Source organism: Streptomyces sudanensis (assembly GCF_023614315.1).
GTDB lineage: Bacteria > Actinomycetota > Actinomycetes > Streptomycetales > Streptomycetaceae > Streptomyces > Streptomyces sudanensis.
Map to the genome: position 1 here is coordinate 1,619,194 of NZ_CP095474.1, position 17,747 is coordinate 1,636,940.

The following is a 17,747-nucleotide window of genomic DNA, read 5'->3' on the forward strand; positions in this document are numbered from 1 at the left end:
CCCTTCGGCTGTGTCGGCGGCTGTTGCGCGGCAGACAGTAGCCGGACGGCCGCGGGCCGGCCAAAGGCCCGGCGGTGCGCAGGGAGTGACGCCCCGCCGGGAACCACAGGTCACCGGCGGGGCGGAGGGCGGGCNNGNGGGNNNGGAGATCCCCCGATCGGCCGTGCGGGCGGGNGGGCCGGGAGCGCTCCCGGCGCCCCGCGCGCCTCAGGTGCCCGGGGCGCGGGCGGGGCGGCTCAGACGCGGACGCCGAACTGGAACGCGCCGAGGTACTCCATCGACTCGTAGCGCACGGACGCGCCCGGCTTCGGGGCGTGCAGGACGGTGTTGTTCCCGGCGTACAGGCCGACGTGGGCGAGGTTGTTGAAGAAGACGAGGTCGCCCGGCTTGAGCTGGCTGCGGCCGATCCTCACACCGTCGTTCTGCTGGGTGTAGGTGGTGCGGGAGATGCTGACGCCGGCCTGGCGGTAGGCCCACTGCGTCAGGCCGGAGCAGTCGTACGAGTTGGGGCCCTCGGCACCGGAGACGTACGGCTTGCCGACCTGCGTGGCGGCGGCGTTGAGCGCGGCGGCGCCGCGCTGCGAGGCGGGCACCTCGTTGCCGAGCTCGACGCGTTCGCCGGCGTCGCGGCTGGCGCGCTCCTCCTTCTCCCGCATCTTGCGCCGTTCCTCGGCGGTGAGCGTGTTGAGGAGTTTCTGCGCCTCGGCGAGCTTGGCCTGGAACTTCTCCTTCTTCTCGCCGAGGGACTTGCGGACGTCCTCCAGGTCGGCGAGCTTCGCCGTGGCCTCGGCCCGCTGCTGGGCGAGGGCGCGCTGCTTGGCCTGGATGGTGCGCAGCGTCTCGGCCTGCTTGGCGGAGAGCTGGTCGACGGCGGACGCCTTGTCGAGGTAGTCGTCCGGGTCGGAGGAGAGGAACAGCTGGAGCGCGGGGTCCATGCCGCCGTTGCGGTACTGGGCGCTGGCGACCGAACCGATGCTGTCGCGCAGGGTGTTGAGCTCCTCCTGGCCACGGGCGACCTGGTCCTGGAGGGCGGTCACCTCCTGCTGGAGCTTCTCGCGGCGCTCGTCGGCGAGGTTGAACTGCTCCGTGGCCTCCTCGGCCTCGTGGTGCAGCTTGTCGACCTTCTCCTTGACCTGTTCCTTGCTCGGCTGCGGAGTGGCCGAGGCGGCCTGGGAAGTCAGGGCGACAGCGGCGGCGGCGGTCGCGGTGAGCACGGTCACGCGGGCGCGGCTCGGCTGCTTGGGTCGACGGTGGGACGCCACGGAGGCGAGCTCCTTCTTCCTCGTTCGAGCCGCCTGCCGGGGCGACGGTCGATGCCCCGGGTGCCGTGCCGGGCGTCCGGACACTCCCCCGTGACCCACATCCGAACTGCACGGTTCAGGCGGTGCCTTCGCTGCCGTCCCGGATGGACGGTCAACCGCGCGAAGGTTCGAGCCCAGACCCTAGTGACGGAGTTGTGATCAGTTCAAATCCTCATGAGAAAAATCTCGCTCACCGGGCACTTTCTTTACCGCGACTCCACAGCGCGTCAGGGGGAGTTGACGCTGTGTTCTCCGGAGGAACCCTCGAAACGGGGTATCACGGTCAAGGGTCACGAGAGCCGCGAAAGCCGCTTCAGCAGCATCACGGACGCGACCGGCCGGGCGCCGGACGCGGCGACGCCGTCGGCCACCTCCCGGTCGCTGGAGACCACCACCACCGGCCGGCCCGCGGGCTCGGCGCGGACGAGCTGGCGGATCAGCTCGTCCGCGGTCACCCCCGGTTTGGAGAACAGCACCCGCACCCCGCGCGGCGGGGCGAGCAGCACCGGGGCGGCCAGTTCCGCGCCGTCGAAGACGCAGGTGACCTCCGCGCCCGAGCGGGCGGCGAGCGCGGAGAGCCCGCCGAGCAGCCGCAGCCGCTGCTTCTCCAGCGGCATCGTGGGATAGCCGGTCTTGGTGACGTTGTAGCCGTCGACGACGAGATGGGACTGCGGGAGGGCGAGGAGCTGGTCGAGGAGGGCGGGGTCGGTCTCGGACAACGCGCGGGCGGCGACGTCCTTCGGCGACATCCGGCCGGGCTCCACCGCGTCCACGGAGTCCGCGGGCCGTACCGACACGGGGGGCAGGGCCAGTTCGCGGCGCAGCCCCTGGGCGGCCTCCAGGACCGTGTCCAGCAGCAGCCGGAGCCGTACGTCCTCCACCGAGCGGCCCTCGCGGGCGGCCCGGCGGCTCGCCTCCAGAGCGGCCTCGGCCTCCCCCAGCCGGGTCCTGAGGCGGCGGGTCTCGCTCTCGGCGGCCGAGACGCGGGCGGCGGCGTCCGCCCTGGCGCCGTCGGCCTCGGCCCGCGCGCGGCGCAGGGCGGCCTCGCCGCGCCTGACGTCGCTCAGGGCGCTGCGGAGCTTGCGCTGGAGGGACTCGGCCTCCCGGCGGGCCGCCTCCAGTTCGGAACGCAGCCGCTCCGTCTCGGTCCGGGTCTGCGCACGGGCCTCCGCCAGCTCCTCGCGCAGGCGCTCCAGCTCGCGCCGGCCCGCCTCGTCGGCGCGCTCGGCGTCCGCCCGCTGCACCTCCTCGCCCGCGGCGGCGACCAGCTTGACCCAGTCGGCGGGGCGCAGCACGTACGCGACGGCCGCCACGTCGGCCGGGTCGGCGGCGGCGGGCGGCGCGCCCGACTCGACGGCGGAGGACAGCTCCGGCTGGGCGGTCCGCAGCCACTCGCCGACGCGCCGCCGGAACGGCGCGTCGCCCTCCAGGGCCGCGGCCATCGCGTTGCCCGCGAACCGGACGCGCCGGGAGGGGGTGAACCGGGCGTACTGCCTCAGCTGCGGCGGCAGCTCGGGCAGCGTCAGGCTCCCGAACGCCTCGGCGGCGAGTCCGACGACCCGGCGCCGCACCGCCTCGGGCAGCGGGCGGTCGAGCGCCTCGGCGGCGCCACCGGCCGCACCGGCCGACTCAGCGCCGCTTGCGGACTGCGCCACGATCCGTCACCCCACTACCCGTCCGTTCCGACTCCACCGGGCCGCCCGTCGTCCCGGGCGCGCACTCCGGGGCCGGCGCCCGGCCCGTCCACCGCGCCGCACCGCTCGATGGTCTCACCGACCGCCCCTCGCCCCTCCACCGCGGGCTTCCCCGGCGGGTCCGGACGGGCGGNGCGCCCCGCGGCCCCACCCNNGGGGNGCGTCACGGCGGACCCGGCCGGACCGCCGCCCGGGGCACGGCGCCGGCGGGTGCCGGCGGCGGGCCGGGGAACCGTCGCCGTGACGCCGTCCTCGTCGCGGTCCGGTCGCCCCGCCGTCCCGGTCCGCGATGCACCCCCGGACCGCTGGTGCCCCGCGGCGGCCCGGACACGCCCGCAACCCTACGGCCTTCCCGGCCCCGCCCGCGCGGAGAGGGCGGGGCCCGCCGGGGTGCCGGCGCCCCGGCGCGGCACTCTGTCCGGCTCGCTCCCCCTACGTCATGATCTGCGCGTGATCGATTGGTGTGGAGCGTTGCGCCGCGCCGCCACCGGCCCCTCGGTGACCTACGGGGTCATCGGGGTGTGCGCGCTGGTCTTCGCCCTCGGCCCGGCTTCGGGGCTCACGGCCCCGCGGGACGCCGGGGACGCCCTGCTCGCCGCGCAGAGCGCGTACTTCCGGCGCTGGGGGGGTGATCCCCGCGGACCTCCTGAGCGGGTCCCTCCCCGCGCTGCTCACCCCGCTCAGCGCCCTGTTCGTGCACGGCAACTGGCTGCACCTGCTGGGGAACATGCTGTTCCTCTTCGTCTTCGGCACGATGGCCGAGGAACGGATGGGGCACCTCCGGTTCGGGGTGTTCTACGTGGTGTGCGGCTGCCTCGCCCTGGCCGGTTACGCACTGGTCCACGCGGACAGCGGGCAGACCCTGGTGGGGGCGTCGGGCGCGGTCTCGGGGGTGCTCGGCGCCTTCCTGTACCTCTTCCCCCGGGCGCGGGTGACCAGCCTCTTCCCCTTCCTGTTCTTCCTGCCGCTGCGCTTCCCCGCCTGGATCGTCCTGGCCTTCTGGTTCGCCCTGCAGTGGACGGCGGCGCGCGGGGCCGGCAGCGGCCCCGGCGTCGCCTACCTCGCGCACCTGATCGGGTTCGCGCTGGGGTTCCTCTACGCCTGGGCGCACTGCCGGGGCACTAGAGTGAGGGCCCCAGCAGCGGCCACCGAGGGAGAGGGACAGCCGTGATCACCGCGATCGTGCTCATCAAGACCAGCGTGGACCGCATCCCGGAGATCGCGGAGGCGATCGCCGCGCTCGACAGCGTGAGCGAGGTCTTTTCCGTCACCGGCACCTACGACCTGATCGCCATGGTCCGCGTGCCCGCCCACGACGACCTGGCCGACGTCATCCCCGGCCGCATCAGCAAGATCCCCGGCGTCGTCGCGACGGACACCCACGTCGCGTTCCGCACGTACTCGCAGCACGACCTGGAGGCGGCGTTCGCGATCGGCCTCGACACCTGACCCTCCCCCCTCCCTGATTCACTCGAACGAGTGAACTGGAACCGGCCATGCGGCGGGCGCGGCCGGGGCGCGGCGCTCCCTCCGGGCGCCGTCCCGGACCAGTTCCCGCACGGCCCGGACGAGGCGGTCGAGGTGCTCGTCCGGCGTCCCCGCGCCGAAGCTGACCCGGACCGCGTCGAGCGTCGCCCCTCCGGGCCCGGCCTCCGCCCCGCACTCCCCCGGTCCCTGCGGCGACCGGCCCAGCAGGGCCCCGAGCAGCGGATGGGCGCAGAACAGCCCGGCGCGGACGCCGATGCCGTACCCGGCGGAGAGCTCCGCGGCGAAGTCCGCGCTCCTCCAGCCCTCCACGACGAAGGACAGGACGCCGACGCGCGGGGCGTCGTCGCCGAACAGCGACAGCACCCGCACCCCGGGCACCCCGGCCAGTCCCTCCCGTACGCGTGCGGTCAGCTCCCGCTCACGGGCGACGAGCGCGTCGAACCCCGCCGCGGTGAGCGCCGCGCAGGCCGAGGCGACGGCGTAGGCGCCGATCACGTTCGGCGACCCGGCCTCGTGGCGGGCCTCCGTCGTGTGCCAGGACACGTCCATCCCGCCGCCGGCCCGCCGGACCACCGTCCGCGACGCGCCGCCGCCCGCCAGGTACGGCTCGGCGTCCCGCAGCCAGTCGGCCCGCCCGGCCAGCACACCCGCCCCGAACGGGGCGTACATCTTGTGCCCCGAGAACGCCACCCAGTCCACGTCCAGGTCCGCCGCGTCCACCGGGTGGTGCGGCGCCAGCTGGGCGGCGTCCAGCACGATCCGCGCGCCGTGCGCGTGCGCGGCGGCCGCCAGCTCCCGTACGGGCCACAGCTCGCCGGTCACGTTGGAGGCGCCGGTCACGCACACCAGGGCGGGCCCGTGGGGGTCCCGGTCGGCCAGGGCGCGTTCCAGCGCCTCCACCGCCCGCCCGGGGGTGCGCGGCGCGTCCAGGTACGTCACACGGGCGCCCCGCCACGGCAGGAGCGAGGCGTGGTGCTCGGTCTCGAAGACGAACACCTCGCAGCCGGCGGGCAGGGCGCGGGCGAGCAGGTTCAGCGAGTCGGTCGTGGAGCGGGTGAACACGACCTGGTCGCCGGGGCGGCAGCCGAGGAACCGCGCGACCGTGCCGCGGCTGTTCTCGAACAGGTCCGTGGAGAGCTGCGACAGGTACCCGGCGCCCCGGTGGACGCTGCCGTAGTACGGCGCGTACGCGGCGACGTCGTCCCACACGCGCTGGAGCACCGGGGCGCTGGCCGCGTGGTCCAGCGCGGCGTACCCGATCTCCCCGCCGCCGGCCAGCGGCACGGTCACGTCCCGCCCGAGGACGGGCAGCGGCAGCCCGGGAGCGGCCGGGGCGGAGGACTCGGGTACGCCGGCACGTAGGAGGTCGTCGGAGTTCGGGTACGCGGACATGGCGGACTCTCCCGGTGAGAGGAAGGCGAACGGGGACGGGGCCCGCGGGACGGCTCGACGGCCGTGCGCACGCGGGGGGCGCCTCGACGCGCGGCGGCGACCGCGCGGAGGAGGGGGAAGGGGCCGAAGGGCCCTAACGCATTCGCTTGCTCACGAGACCACTCCCTCGGGACCAGGACCCCAGGGTGTGCAGGGGCCCGCGCTTGCCGCGGGCCTTCTCTGCCTGCGGCCTGGTCTTCACCCGGGGCACCCCGCCACGGACGGAGGGTTGCCGGACAGCGGGCCGGGGCCTTCGTCGCTGTCACTCGTGACCTGCCGGGCATCCTGCCACACGTACCCGGTCGTCCCGCAAGGCGGCGCCCCGGGACGGCGCCCCGCGCGGCGGCGCGGGCCCGCGGAGTGGCGGCGCGGGCCCGCGGCGGCTAGCGGTTGGTGACCCGCACCCAGCGGTCCAGGACGTCGCGGGCGGCCCCCGAGTCGATCGACTCGGCCGCCCTGGCCATACCGGCCCGCAACTGCTCGGCCAGCGGCGCGTCCGACGGGTCCAGCGCGACCAGCGCCGCCGCCGAGTTCAGCAGCACCGCGTCCCGTACGGGCCCGGTCCCGCCGGCCAGCAGCCGGCGCGCCACGTCCGCGTTGTACGAGGCGTCGGCGCCGCGCAGGGCCTCCACCGGTACCACGTCGAGGCCCACGTCGTGCGGGTGGAAGACCTCCTCGCGGACGCTCCCGTCCCGGACGACCCACACCCGGGACCCGGCCGTCGTGGTCAGCTCGTCGAGCCCGTCATCGCCGCGGAAGACCAGCGCCGACGAGCCGCGCCCGGCGAGCACCCCGGCCAGGATCGGCGCCATCCGGGCGTCGGCCACCCCCGTCGCCTGGGCGCGGACCCGGGCCGGGTTGGTCAGCGGGCCCAGGAAGTTGAACGTCGTCCGGATGCCCAGCTCCTTGCGGGCCGCGGCCACGTGGCGGAGCGCCGGGTGGAACCGGACGGCGAAGCAGAACGTGATCCCCGCCTCCTGCGCCACCTCGGCCACCCGCTCGGGGGACAGCTCCAGGTTGACGCCGAGCTTCTCCAGGACGTCGGAGGCGCCCGACGCCGACGAGGCGGCGCGGTTGCCGTGCTTGACCACCTTCGCGCCCGTACCGGCGACGACGACCGCCGACATGGTGGAGATGTTGACGGTCCGCGCGCCGTCGCCGCCCGTGCCGACGATGTCGACCGACGGGCCGGGGACCTCGATGGTCCGGGCGTGGGCGTACATGGTGCGGACGAGGCCGGAGATCTCCTCCACGGTCTCGCCCTTGCCGCGCAGGGCCACCGCAAAGCCGGCGATCTGCGCGTTCGTCGCCTCCCCGCTGAGGATGCGCTCCATCGCCCAGGCGGTCGCGTCCGCGTCGAGGTCCCTGCCCGAGAGCAGGGCGTCGAGGACGGCGGGCCAGGAGCGGCCCGCCGCGGTGGGGCCTCCGGCGGGCGGTACGGCGCTCATGGTCGCTCCCTGGTCCGTGACGGTTGGACGGCCCCAGCCTAGCGAGCCGGGGACGGCGAAGGGCCCCGCCCGGGAACGGACGGGGCCCTTCTTGCGTGGCGACCTTCGGGTCGGTCGATCAGTGGTGGCCGTGGCCCGCGCTGATCTCCTTGTGCTCCTCCGCCGTGGCCTTGGGGATCTGGTTCCCCTCGCCGTAGTAGCCCTTGCTCAGCTTCGCGCGGAGCTTCTGCATGGCGGTCGGCTTGCGCTCGACGCCGTTGTCGTCGACCGTCGGGCCGATCTCGACCGGGGCGTACTGCTCGTGCGCGGTGAGCGCGTACATCTGCGCCTGGCTGAGCGGCTCGTGGACCTCGACGAACTCACCGTGCGGCAGCCGCTTGATGATGCCGGTCTCGCGGCCGTGCAGCACCTTGTCGCGGTCGCGGCGCTGGAGGCCCAGGCAGATCCGCTTGGTGATGATGAACGCGAGGACCGGTCCGACGAAGAAGGCGATCCGGACGAACCAGGTGACCGCGTTGATCGACATGTGGAAGTAGGTGGCGACGATGTCGTTGCCGCCGCCGATCAGCATGACCATGTAGCCGGTGACCCAGGCGACGCCGAGCGCCGTCCGCGTCGGGGCGTTGCGCGGGCGGTCCAGGATGTGGTGCTCGCGCTTGTCCCCGGTGATCCAGGACTCGATGAACGGGTAGACCGCGATCGCGGCCAGCATCAGGCCGAACAGGACCAGCGGGACGAACACGCCCAGGACCAGCGTGTGGCCCCAGAGGTTGATCTCCCAGCCGGGCATGGCGCGGACGAGGCCCTCGGCGAAGCCCATGTACCAGTCGGGCTGGGCGCCGGTGGACACCATGTCCGGCCGGTACGGGCCGAGCGCCCACACCGGGTTGATGGTGAACATGCCGGCGATGGCCGCGATGACACCGAAGACCAGGAAGAAGAAGCCGCCGGCCTTGGCCATGTAGACCGGCAGCAGCGGCATGCCGACCACGTTCTTGTTCGTCCGGCCGGGGCCCGCGAACTGCGTGTGCTTGTGGTAGAAGACCAGGATCAGGTGGGCCACCATGAGCCCGAGCATGATGCCCGGCAGCAGCAGGATGTGGATCGAGTAGAACCGGGCGACCATGTCGTGACCGGGGAACTCGCCGCCGAAGAGGAACATCGACAGGTACGTGCCGACGATCGGCACGGACAGGATCGCACCCTGCGTGAAGCGCACACCGGTGCCGGAGAGCAGGTCGTCCGGGAGCGAGTAGCCGGTGAAACCGGTGAACATGCCGAGGACGAGCAGCAGGAAGCCGAACAGCCAGTTGATCTCGCGCGGCTTGCGGAACGCGCCGGTGAAGAAGACGCGCATCATGTGCACGAACATGCCGGCGATGAAGATCAGCGCCGCCCAGTGGTGGATCTGCCGGATCAGCAGACCGCCGCGGACGTCGAAGCTGATGTCCAGCGTCGAGGCGTACGCCTCGGTCATGCGGACGCCCTGCATCGGCACGTAGCTGCCGTGGTAGACGACCTCGTTCATGCTCGGGTGGAAGAACAGCGTCAGGTACACACCCGTGAGGATGATGATGATGAAGCTGTAGAGGCAGATCTCACCCAGCATGAAGGACCAGTGGTCCGGGAAGATCTTCCGCATGTTGCCCTTGGCCAGGGTGTAGATCCCCAGCCGGCCATCCGCCCAGTCGGCCACCCGCTCGCCGGCGGGCGCCTTCCGCTTCGCGTTGTGTGCGGTACTCATCCGCGCTCCCAGAATGCAGGACCGACCGGCTCGTCGAAGTCGCCGAGCGCCTCGAGGAATCCCTTGTCGTTCACGCCGATCCGCAGCTGCGGGAGGGCGTGGCCGGCAGGGCCGAAGATGACGCGGGCGCCGTCGGAGAGGTCGAAGGTGGACTGGTGACACGGGCAGAGGACGTGGTGGGTCTGCTGCTCGTACAGGGAGATCGGGCAGCCCACGTGGGTGCAGATCTTGGAGAACGCCACGATGCCGTCGTGCGACCACTCGAGCTCGCGCTTGTCCTTGATGTCCTCCGGCTGGATCCGGACGATCATCAGGGCATCCTTGGCGATCTTGGTGTTGAAGTCGTGGTCCTCCTCGCTCAGACCCTCCGGCATGGCGAAGGTGAGCGAGCCGACCGCGACGTCCTCGGGGCGCAGCGGCTCCATCGTGTTCATGTTGATGAGCTGCTTGCCCTTGGCCCACGAGGTGTGGAAGAGCTTCTTCTCCGGCAGCGGGCCCAGCTCGCGCAGCAGCACCAGACCGGAGAGCGGCACCATGGCCAGCGCGCCGAACATGGTGTTGCGGATCAGCTTGCGCCGGCCCAGGCCCGACTCCTCCGCGCCCTGGGCGAAGTCGGCCAGGACCTTGGCCTTGAGCTCCGGGGTCGCCTCGATCGAGTGGCGCTCGTCGGCGACCTCCACGTCCGACATCAGCGTGCGGGCCCAGTGGACCGCGCCGGCGCCGATGCAGAAGAGGGCGATGCCCAGCGTCAGGCCGAGCGACAGGTTGGTCGCGCTCACGTGGCCGAGCGGCCACACGTACACGATCTTCTCGACCGGGAAGATCACGAACGAGGCGATGAAGCCGATCGTGGCCAGCATCGAGATCGTGAACAGCAGGGCGACCGTGCGCTCCGAACGCTTGGCGGCCCGCTCGTCGATGTCCTGGATGCGGGGCTTGTGGGGCGGCAGCCCCGGGTCGGCGAACGGGTTCTCGGCCAGTGCCTTGCCGTGCGCGGTGTCCTGCTCGTACGGCAGGCTCTCTTCGGAAATCTCTTGGCTACTCATGACTTCTTGGCCTTAGCGGTGTGGGCCGCGACCCAGACGGCGACGGCGATCAGCGAACCCAGACCGAAGATCCAGCCGAACAGGCCCTCGCTGACCGGTCCCAGACCGCCCAGCGCGAAGCCGCCGGGGGTCGGCGTCTCCTCACCGTTGACGGCCTTGATGTACGCGATGATGTCCTTCTTGTCCTTCTCCGGCAGCGTCGTGTCGGGGAAGACGGGCATGTTCTGCGGGCCGGACTGCATGGCCTCGTAGATGTACTTCTCGTCGACGTCGTCGAGGCTCGGCGCGTACTTGCCCTTGGTGAGCGCGCCGCCCTCACCGGTGAAGTTGTGGCACTGGGCGCAGTTGTTGCGGTACAGCTCGCCGCCCTTGGCGACGTCCGCGCCCTCCACGCTGTACTGCTTCTCGGTGGGGGTGATCGGGCCGGGGCCGAGCGACGCGATGTACGCCGCGAGCTGGTCGATCTGGGCCTGCGTGTAGATGTTCTTCTTCTTCGGGACCTGGGCGCCCGGCTGCTGCGCGGGCATCCGGCCGGTGCCGACCTGGAAGTCGACCGAGGCGGAGCCCACGCCGACCAGGGGCGGGCCGTCGGAGGCGCCCTGACCGGCGGTGCCGTGGCAGCTCGCGCAGCCGACGGTGTAGAGCTTCTTGCCCTCCTCGATGGCGAGGGACTGGGCGGTCTCGTCGGCCTGTGCCGTGCGCGCGGGTGCGAACGCGGCGTACAGCCCCCCGGTGGCCGCCAGCGCGAGAAGTAGGACGACGACCGCCGCCAGCGGATGGCGTCGTCGTGCGGAGAGCTTTTTCACGGATTACCCCGGTGTCAGGATCTTCTGCGTCGATGCTTGCTGGAAGTTCGGGCCGGGCCCGATTACTTGATCATGTAGATCGTGGCGAAGAGGCCGATCCAGACCACATCGACGAAGTGCCAGTAGTAGGACACGACGATGGCAGCGGTTGCCTGCTCGTGAGTGAATCGCCTCGCGGCGTACGTCCGGCCGAGGACCAGCAGGAACGCGATGAGGCCACCCGTCACGTGAAGGCCGTGGAAGCCCGTGGTCAGGTAGAACACGGAGCCGTACGGGCCGGAGGACAGGGACATGCCCGCGTCCTTGACCAGCTCCGTGTACTCCAGGACCTGGCCGCCGATGAAGATCGCGCCCATGACGAACGTCACGATGAACCAGGTGCGCAGCTTCTTCACGTCGCCGCGCTCGGCGGCGAAGACGCCGAGCTGGCAGGTGAGGGAGGAGAGCACCAGGATCGTGGTGTTGGTCGCCGAGAACGGGAAGTTCAGGTGGCCCGCCTGCTCGGACCAGTATTCGGCACCCGTTACCGATCGCAGGGTGAAGTACATCGCGAAGAGGGCCGCGAAGAACATCAGCTCGGAACTCAACCAGATGATGGTCCCGACGCTGGTGAGGTTCGGTCGATTGACCGACGGGTGCGCGTGCCCGGTGTCTACTGTCGTTGCTGTCGCCACGACCGACATTATGTCGGTCGCTTATCCCGCCCTCACTCCGGGGGTGCCGTTCGGAGTGTCCCCGCCCCTCCGAAGGCCCCGCCCGTCGCGTCCCGGCGGCCGGCCGGGGGCGGGCCCGGAGCGGCGCCGGACCGGTGCCGGCGGGCGTGGGGAGGAGTAGCATCCGCCGCATCGGTTACCGAGCACTGCCCGTTACGAACTCGGAGGAACCATGCAGTCCAGCGCCACCGTACTGGTCTACAGCGACGACGCGAGCACCCGTGCGCAGGTGCGGCTGGCGGCCGGGAGTCGTCCCGCGGCCGACGTCCCCCCGGTCGAGTACGTCGAGTGCGCGACGCTGCCCGCGGTCCTGGAGCGGCTGGGCGAGGGCGGCGTCGACGTGTGCGTGCTGGACGGCGAGGCCGCCCCGGCGGGCGGGATGGGCGTGTGCCGGCAGATCAAGGACGAGGTGTTCGACTGCCCGCCGGTCCTGCTGCTGATCGGGCGGCCGCAGGACGCGTGGCTGGCGACGTGGAGCCGGGCCGACGCGGCGGTGACGCTGCCGGTGGACCCGGCGGAGCTGCCCGAGGCGCTGGCGGCGCTGCTGCGCAGCCGCCTGCCCGTGGAGGCCTGANCCCCCACNCCCCTCANCCCGCGGCCCCGCGCCCGCTACAGCGGCCGGGGCCGCAGCCGGGCGGGGTCGGCGCCCTCGCGGGTACCGGCGTGGACGGCGCTGCCCTGGCGCCACCGGTCCCAGGACAGGTTCCAGTCGCCGAAGCCGTTGCCGAACGGGGTCATCCGCTCTCCCTGGCTGTTGACGACCTGGACGATGTCGCCGCGCCGGACGTTCTCGAAGAACCAGGCGGCGTTCTCGGTGGACATGCCGACGCAGCCGTGGCTGACGTTGGCGGACCCCTGGGAGCCGGTCGACCAGGGCGCGGCGTGGACGTACTCGCCGCTCCAGGTGACGCGGGTCGCGTAGTGGACGGGCAGGTCGTACGACTCGCTGCTGCCCTCGGCGATGCCGACGGTGGTGCTGCGCATCCGGACGAACGCCTGCTTCTCCAGCACCACCTTGATGCCGTTGCGCGTGGCGAAGCCGGGCTTGCCGGTCGTCACCGGGATGGTGTTGACCACCTCGCCGTTGCGCTTGACGACCATCCGGTGGGCCGACGCGTCGGTGACGGCCTCGACGCGGTCGCCGATGTCGATCCGGAGCGGAGGGGTGTCGGTGCCGTAGAACCCGCCGCCGACGTGGACGCCGGCGAGGTCGCTGGTCAGGGTGACGGAGGCGCCCGCGGGCCAGTACTCCCTGGGCCGGAAGTGGAGCTCCCTGTCGTCGACCCAGTGCCAGGCGCCGGTGACGGCGGGGGTGGAGCGGACCTTCAGGGCGCGCTCGACGGCCACGCGGCCCTCCCTGGTGGTGACGGGGGCGCCGAGGACCGCCGTGAGGGGCTGTCCGACGCCGTACTTGCCCGGCTCCGGCCCGAAATCCACCTTCAGGAGCTTCTCGGCCCGTGCCGTCCTGAACGTCAGCGTACGGACGCCCGGGGCGCCGTCGCCGTTCTCCGTGGCGACCCGGACGGTGTAGCGGGCGCCGGCGGCGAGCGGGCCGGTGGAGCGCCAGCGGTCGCCGCCGGCGGAGAGCTCGCCCGCCAGGTGGCGGCCCGCCTCGTCGACGGCGGTGACGTCCGTGATGCGGGCGTCGCCGTCCCGGGCGGTGAGGGTGAGGGGTGCGTCGAGGGGCACCTCGCGGCCCTCGGAGAGGCCGTCGAGGGAGACCTGCCGGGCGGCGTCGTACGGCCGCGCGGAGAGCGGGTGGCCGTCCGGCTCCTCGCAGCCGGCCAGGCCGGCGCCCGCGGCGGCGGCCAGCAGGGAGCAGCTCAGGGCTATGCGGAGGCTCGGCTTGTGGCTCATGAGCACACCGTAGGAACGGCTGTCGAGCGCGGCACGCCGGATGACTGCAAAAGAGGGACCCGGCGGCCTCCTTCCGGAGTCCGCCGGGTCCCTCACCGCCGCGGGGCGGTCACTGGTTCTGGTTTTCGCCCCGGTAGTACTCGAAGACCCAGCCCCAGATGCCGATCAGGATGATCGGCAGGGAGAAGAACATCAGCCACCAGTCGAGGGCGACGGCCAGGAAGGCCAGCGCGCCGCCGACGGCCAGGGACAGCGGCTGCCAGCTGTGCGGCGAGAAGAAGCCGAGTTCGCCGGCCTCGTCCGCGACGTCGGCCTCCTTGTCGTCCTGCGCCATGGCGTCCACCCGCTTGGCGGTGAAGGCCAGGTAGTAGCCGACCATGATCGCCAGGCCGAAGGCCATGAACAGCGCGGTGGTGCCGACCGGCTCCCTCGACCACAGGCCGTACAGGACGGCCATGGCCAGGATGAAGAAGCTCAGCCAGATGAACATCTTGCCCTGGATCTTCACTTGCCGGCCTCCTTGCCGCCGACCAGCGCGTCGGCCTCGCGGCCGTGGTTGTCGAGCTGGTCGAGCGCGGCGATCTCAGGGTGGTGCAGGTCGAACGCCGGCGATTCGGAGCGAATGCGCGGCAGGGTGAGGAAGTTGTGGCGCGGCGGCGGGCAGGAGGTGGCCCACTCCAGGGACCGGCCGTAGCCCCACGGGTCGTCGACCTCGATCTTCTTGCCGTACTTGGCGGTCTTCCAGACGTTGTAGAAGAACGGCAGGATCGACAGGCCGAGCAGGAACGAGCTGATCGTGGAGATCGTGTTCAGCGCGGTGAAGCCGTCCGCGGCCAGGTAGTCCGCGTAGCGGCGCGGCATGCCCTCGGCGCCCAGCCAGTGCTGGACGAGGAACGTGCCGTGGAAGCCGATGAACAGCGTCCAGAAGGTGATCTTGCCGAGGCGCTCGTCCAGCATCTTGCCCGTGAACTTCGGCCACCAGAAGTGGAATCCGGCGAACATCGCGAACACCACGGTGCCGAAGACGACGTAGTGGAAGTGCGCGACGACGAAGTACGAGTCGGAGACGTGGAAGTCCATCGGCGGCGAGGCCAGGATCACACCGGTCAGGCCACCGAAGGTGAAGGTGACCAGGAAGCCGATCGTCCAGAGCATCGGCGTCTCGAAGGACAGCGAGCCCTTCCACATGGTGCCGATCCAGTTGAAGAACTTCACACCGGTCGGTACCGCGATCAGGAAGGTCATGAAGGAGAAGAACGGCAGCAGCACACCGCCGGTGACGTACATGTGGTGGGCCCACACCGTCACCGACAGGCCGGCGATCGCGATGGTCGCGGCCACCAGGCCGATGTAGCCGAACATCGGCTTGCGGCTGAAGACCGGGACGATCTCCGAGACGATGCCGAAGAACGGCAGCGCGATGATGTACACCTCGGGGTGGCCGAAGAACCAGAAGAGGTGCTGCCAGAGCAGGGCGCCGCCGTTGGCCGCGTCGAAGATGTGCGAGCCGAACTTCCGGTCGGCCTCCAGCGCGAAGAGCGCGGCGGCGAGGACCGGGAACGCGAGCAGGACCAGGACACCGGTCAGCAGCACGTTCCAGGTGAAGATCGGCATGCGGAACATTGTCATGCCGGGGGCGCGCATGCAGATGATGGTGGTGATGAAGTTGACCGAGCCGAGGATCGTGCCGAAGCCGGAGAAGGCCAGGCCCATGATCCACATGTCGGCGCCGACGCCCGGGGAGCGGATGGCGTCCGAGAGCGGGGTGTAGGCGAACCAGCCGAAGTCGGCGGCACCCTGCGGGGTGAGGAAGCCGGCCACGGCGATGGTCGAGCCGAACAGGTAGAGCCAGTAGGCGAACATGTTCAGCCGCGGGAACGCCACGTCGGGCGCGCCGATCTGCAGCGGCATGATCCAGTTCGCGAATCCGGCGAACAGCGGCGTCGCGAACATCAGCAGCATGATCGTGCCGTGCATCGTGAACGCCTGGTTGAACTGCTCGTTCGACATGATCTGCGTGCCGTGGCGGGCCAGCTCGGCGCGCATGAACAGCGCCAGCAGACCGCCGATGCAGAAGAAGACGAACGAGGTGACCAGGTAGAGCGTGCCGATCGTCTTGTGGTCGGTGGTGGTCAGCCACTTGACGACGACGTTACCGGGCTGCTTGCGCCGGACGGGCAACTCGTTCTCGTACGGCTCCTTCGAGCCGCCGGCTGCCGCGGCGGCACCCTGGGGTTCGTTGAGGATGCTCACAGTTGGTTGTTCTCCGCGTTCCTGGCCGGGTCCGTCTGCTCAATGCCCGACGGGATGTAGCCGGTCTGCCCCTTCTCGGCCAGCTCCTTGAGGTGCTGCTGGTAGCGCTCCGGGGAGACGACCTTGACGTTGAAGAGCATCCGGGCGTGGTCGACGCCGCACAGCTCGGCGCACTTGCCCAGGAAGGTGCCCTCCCGGGTGGGGGTCACCTCGAAGGCGTTGGTGTGGCCCGGGATGACGTCCTGCTTCATCAGGAAGGGGACCACCCAGAAGGAGTGGATGACATCGCGGGAGGTCAGGACGAACCGGACCTTCTCACCCTTGGGCAGCCACAGCGTCGGGCCGGGGTTGCCGGTCTGCGGGTTGCGCGTCCCGGGGACGCCCGCGTCGTGGACGCCCTCGGCACCGGCGGGGAACTGCTTCTGCCACTTGTCCGGGATGGCGCCGAGTTCCGGGGAGGGCTTGGCACCCGTGGCGGCGTCGCCGTCCACGTTCTCGATGTAGTTGAAGCCCCAGCTCCACTGGTAGCCGACCACGTTGATGGTGTGGGCCGGCTTGTCGGAGAGGGCGAGGAGCTTGGACTCGTCACGCGCGGTGAAGTAGAACAGCACCGAGACGATGATGAGCGGGGTCACCGTGTACAGCGCCTCGATGGGCATGTTGTACCGGGTCTGCGGAGGAACCTCGACCTTGGTGCGGCTGCGCCGGTGGAAGATGACGCTCCACAGGATCAGGCCCCACACGAGCAGGCCCGTGGCGAGCGCAGCCGCCCACGAGCCCTGCCAGAGGGAGAGGATCCGCGGGGCCTCCTCCGTCACCGGGGTGGGCATACCGAGGCGGGGGAAGTCCTCCCAGTTGTACGAGCAACCGGAGGCGGTAGCCAGGATCAGGCCCGCAGTCAGCACCTGCGGCAGCTTCCGCCGCATCGGGCGCCGCGACGAGCGGTCGGAGCCGTTGGGACTCACGTAGCGCCTTCCCGAGAGTCTCGCCCGCGGCTCGGCTGCGGCCGTCTCTCTGGTCGGTCGCCGCCCTGGCGCGGGCAGGGTTTGGATGTTTATGCGGACCAAACCCTACTGGACGCCATCCGGGGCTGCGCGGGGAGGGTGCCCAACGCGCCGCCGGGCCCCTCTTTCGGATTGTGAGCGCAGGTGGCGGGCCTGTTTCCGGCCCGTCGGCAACCTCCGGGTTAGCGTTGCCGGATGGCCTATTTCGACGTCGCCTCCTCCGCTCCCCTCCACCCCGTCGCCCGGCAGGCGCTCCAGGCGTCCCTGGACGAGGGGTGGGCCGACCCGGCGCGCCTGTACCGGGAGGGCCGGCGCGCCCGGCTGCTGCTGGACGCCGCGCGGGAGGCGGCGGCGGAGGCGGTGGGGTGCCGCCCGGACGAGCTCGCGTTCACCCCTTCGGGGACGCACGCGGTCCACTCCGGCGTCACCGGGGCCCTCGCGGGGCGGCGCCGGGCGGGCCGGCACCTGGTGGTGTCGGCGGTGGAGCACTCGTCGGTGCTGCACGCGGCCGAGGCGCACGAGGCGGCGGGCGGGACGGTGGAGCGGGTGCCGGTGGAGCGGTCCGGCGCGGTGGCCCCGGAGGCGTACGCGGGGGCGCTGCGCGAGGACACCGCGCTGGCGTGCCTGCAGTCCGCCAACCACGAGGTGGGGACGGTGCAGCCGGTGGCGGAGGTGGCGGAGCCCTGCCGGGCGGCGGGGGTGCCGCTGCTGGTGGACGCGGCGCAGTCGCTGGCGTGGGGTCCGGTGGACGGGGACTGGTCGCTGCTGACGGCGAGCGCCCACAAGTGGGGCGGCCCGGCGGGGGTCGGGCTGCTGGTGGTGCGCAAGGGGGTGCGGTTCGCGGCGGCGGGGCCGGCGGACGAGCGGGAGTCGGGGCGTTCGGCCGGGTTCCCGAACCTGCCGGCGATCGTGGCGGCGGCGGCGTCGCTGCGGGCCGTGCAGAGCGAGGCGGCGGCGGAGGG

Annotated in this window: 15 protein-coding genes, 1 pseudogene and 1 riboswitch; of the genes and pseudogenes, 4 read left to right on the forward strand and 12 right to left on the reverse strand. The window is 71.9% G+C overall.

The window, feature by feature from the left end; all coding sequences use genetic code 11:
* Nucleotides 1-236: 236 nt before the first annotated feature.
* On the reverse strand, nucleotides 237-1,262 hold the full coding sequence (locus tag MW084_RS07475; protein WP_029553538.1) for a C40 family peptidase: 1,026 nt from the start codon (nucleotides 1,260-1,262) through the stop codon (nucleotides 237-239).
* 329 nt (nucleotides 1,263-1,591) lie between these two features.
* The gene (locus MW084_RS07480) at nucleotides 1,592-2,956 is read right to left on the reverse strand and encodes an NYN domain-containing protein (RefSeq protein ID WP_010471096.1); all 1,365 of its coding nucleotides are present in this window, start codon (nucleotides 2,954-2,956) and stop codon (nucleotides 1,592-1,594) included.
* A gap of 489 nt (nucleotides 2,957-3,445) precedes the next feature.
* Here MW084_RS07480 and MW084_RS07485 point away from each other — a divergent pair.
* Together MW084_RS07485 and MW084_RS07490 are read left to right on the forward strand one after the other, a co-directional pair.
* Nucleotides 3,446-4,166, forward strand: a pseudogene (locus MW084_RS07485) (rhomboid family intramembrane serine protease).
* Nucleotides 4,163-4,444: an Lrp/AsnC family transcriptional regulator gene (locus tag MW084_RS07490; protein WP_010471099.1), complete on the forward strand. Its 282-nt coding sequence runs from the start codon at nucleotides 4,163-4,165 to the stop codon at nucleotides 4,442-4,444. Before MW084_RS07485 ends, MW084_RS07490 begins: the two are co-directional and overlap by 4 nt.
* An 18-nt stretch (nucleotides 4,445-4,462) precedes the next feature.
* Here the strand turns inward: MW084_RS07490 and MW084_RS07495 are convergent, their stop codons facing one another.
* The 6 genes from MW084_RS07495 to ctaE form a co-directional block, all read right to left on the reverse strand.
* The gene (locus MW084_RS07495) at nucleotides 4,463-5,875 is read right to left on the reverse strand and encodes an aminotransferase class V-fold PLP-dependent enzyme (RefSeq protein WP_275563526.1); all 1,413 of its coding nucleotides are present in this window, start codon (nucleotides 5,873-5,875) and stop codon (nucleotides 4,463-4,465) included.
* Between the two features lie 194 nt (nucleotides 5,876-6,069).
* Nucleotides 6,070-6,188, reverse strand: a riboswitch (SAM riboswitch).
* A 109-nt stretch (nucleotides 6,189-6,297) separates the two neighbouring features.
* Nucleotides 6,298-7,362: an anthranilate phosphoribosyltransferase gene (trpD, locus tag MW084_RS07500; RefSeq protein ID WP_010471104.1), complete on the reverse strand. Its 1,065-nt coding sequence runs from the start codon at nucleotides 7,360-7,362 to the stop codon at nucleotides 6,298-6,300.
* A gap of 118 nt (nucleotides 7,363-7,480) precedes the next feature.
* Entirely contained in the window at nucleotides 7,481-9,106 is a 1,626-nt protein-coding gene (gene qcrB / locus MW084_RS07505; RefSeq protein ID WP_010471106.1) for a cytochrome bc1 complex cytochrome b subunit, read from the reverse strand.
* Nucleotides 9,103-10,152 carry a cytochrome bc1 complex Rieske iron-sulfur subunit gene (gene qcrA, locus MW084_RS07510; RefSeq protein WP_010471107.1) on the reverse strand — a complete coding sequence of 350 codons (1,050 nt, stop codon included), beginning with the start codon at nucleotides 10,150-10,152 and terminating at the stop codon, nucleotides 9,103-9,105. The genes qcrB and qcrA overlap by 4 nt, the downstream gene beginning before the upstream one ends.
* Nucleotides 10,149-10,958, reverse strand: a complete 810-nt coding sequence (qcrC, locus tag MW084_RS07515) for a cytochrome bc1 complex diheme cytochrome c subunit (protein WP_010471109.1) — start codon at nucleotides 10,956-10,958, stop codon at nucleotides 10,149-10,151. Before qcrC ends, qcrA begins: the two co-directional genes overlap by 4 nt.
* 62 nt (nucleotides 10,959-11,020) lie before the next feature.
* Entirely contained in the window at nucleotides 11,021-11,641 is a 621-nt protein-coding gene (gene ctaE, locus MW084_RS07520) for an aa3-type cytochrome oxidase subunit III (RefSeq protein WP_010471113.1), read from the reverse strand.
* A 202-nt stretch (nucleotides 11,642-11,843) separates the two neighbouring features.
* On the opposite strand from ctaE, the gene MW084_RS07525 reads away from it, so the two are divergent.
* Nucleotides 11,844-12,245 (forward strand): DNA-binding transcriptional response regulator, encoded by a 402-nt coding sequence (locus MW084_RS07525; protein WP_010471115.1) that lies wholly within the window; start codon nucleotides 11,844-11,846, stop codon nucleotides 12,243-12,245.
* 35 nt (nucleotides 12,246-12,280) lie between these two features.
* Here MW084_RS07525 and MW084_RS07530 read toward each other — a convergent pair whose 3' ends face one another.
* From MW084_RS07530 to ctaC, 4 genes are all read right to left on the reverse strand, one after another.
* Nucleotides 12,281-13,528 carry a L,D-transpeptidase gene (locus MW084_RS07530; protein WP_010471118.1) on the reverse strand — a complete coding sequence of 416 codons (1,248 nt, stop codon included), beginning with the start codon at nucleotides 13,526-13,528 and terminating at the stop codon, nucleotides 12,281-12,283.
* Between the two features lie 109 nt (nucleotides 13,529-13,637).
* Complete coding sequence (locus MW084_RS07535; protein WP_010471120.1) at nucleotides 13,638-14,036, reverse strand: cytochrome c oxidase subunit 4; 399 nt, start codon at nucleotides 14,034-14,036, stop codon at nucleotides 13,638-13,640.
* A complete protein-coding gene (gene ctaD / locus MW084_RS07540; RefSeq protein WP_010471122.1) occupies nucleotides 14,033-15,781 on the reverse strand; it encodes an aa3-type cytochrome oxidase subunit I in 1,749 nt (582 codons plus the stop codon). The genes MW084_RS07535 and ctaD overlap by 4 nt, the downstream gene beginning before the upstream one ends.
* Nucleotides 15,778-16,746 (reverse strand): aa3-type cytochrome oxidase subunit II, encoded by a 969-nt coding sequence (gene ctaC, locus MW084_RS07545; protein ID WP_010471123.1) that lies wholly within the window; start codon nucleotides 16,744-16,746, stop codon nucleotides 15,778-15,780. The genes ctaD and ctaC overlap by 4 nt, the downstream gene beginning before the upstream one ends.
* Nucleotides 16,747-16,980: 234 nt before the next feature.
* On the opposite strand from ctaC, the gene MW084_RS07550 reads away from it, so the two are divergent.
* Nucleotides 16,981-17,747, forward strand: a 767-nt coding sequence (locus tag MW084_RS07550) for a cysteine desulfurase family protein (RefSeq protein ID WP_275563806.1), incomplete at its 3' end; no start/stop codon positions are given.

Coding starts and splice junctions, on each gene's coding strand:
- MW084_RS07495 (WP_275563526.1), bottom strand. CDS start 5,875: ATGTCCGCGTACCCGAACTCCGACGACCTCCTACGTGCCGGCGTACCC.
- trpD (WP_010471104.1), bottom strand. CDS start 7,362: ATGAGCGCCGTACCGCCCGCCGGAGGCCCCACCGCGGCGGGCCGCTCC.
- qcrB (WP_010471106.1), bottom strand. CDS start 9,106: ATGAGTACCGCACACAACGCGAAGCGGAAGGCGCCCGCCGGCGAGCGG.
- qcrA (WP_010471107.1), bottom strand. CDS start 10,152: ATGAGTAGCCAAGAGATTTCCGAAGAGAGCCTGCCGTACGAGCAGGAC.
- ctaE (WP_010471113.1), bottom strand. CDS start 11,641: ATGTCGGTCGTGGCGACAGCAACGACAGTAGACACCGGGCACGCGCAC.
- MW084_RS07525 (WP_010471115.1), top strand. CDS start 11,844: ATGCAGTCCAGCGCCACCGTACTGGTCTACAGCGACGACGCGAGCACC.
- MW084_RS07530 (WP_010471118.1), bottom strand. CDS start 13,528: ATGAGCCACAAGCCGAGCCTCCGCATAGCCCTGAGCTGCTCCCTGCTG.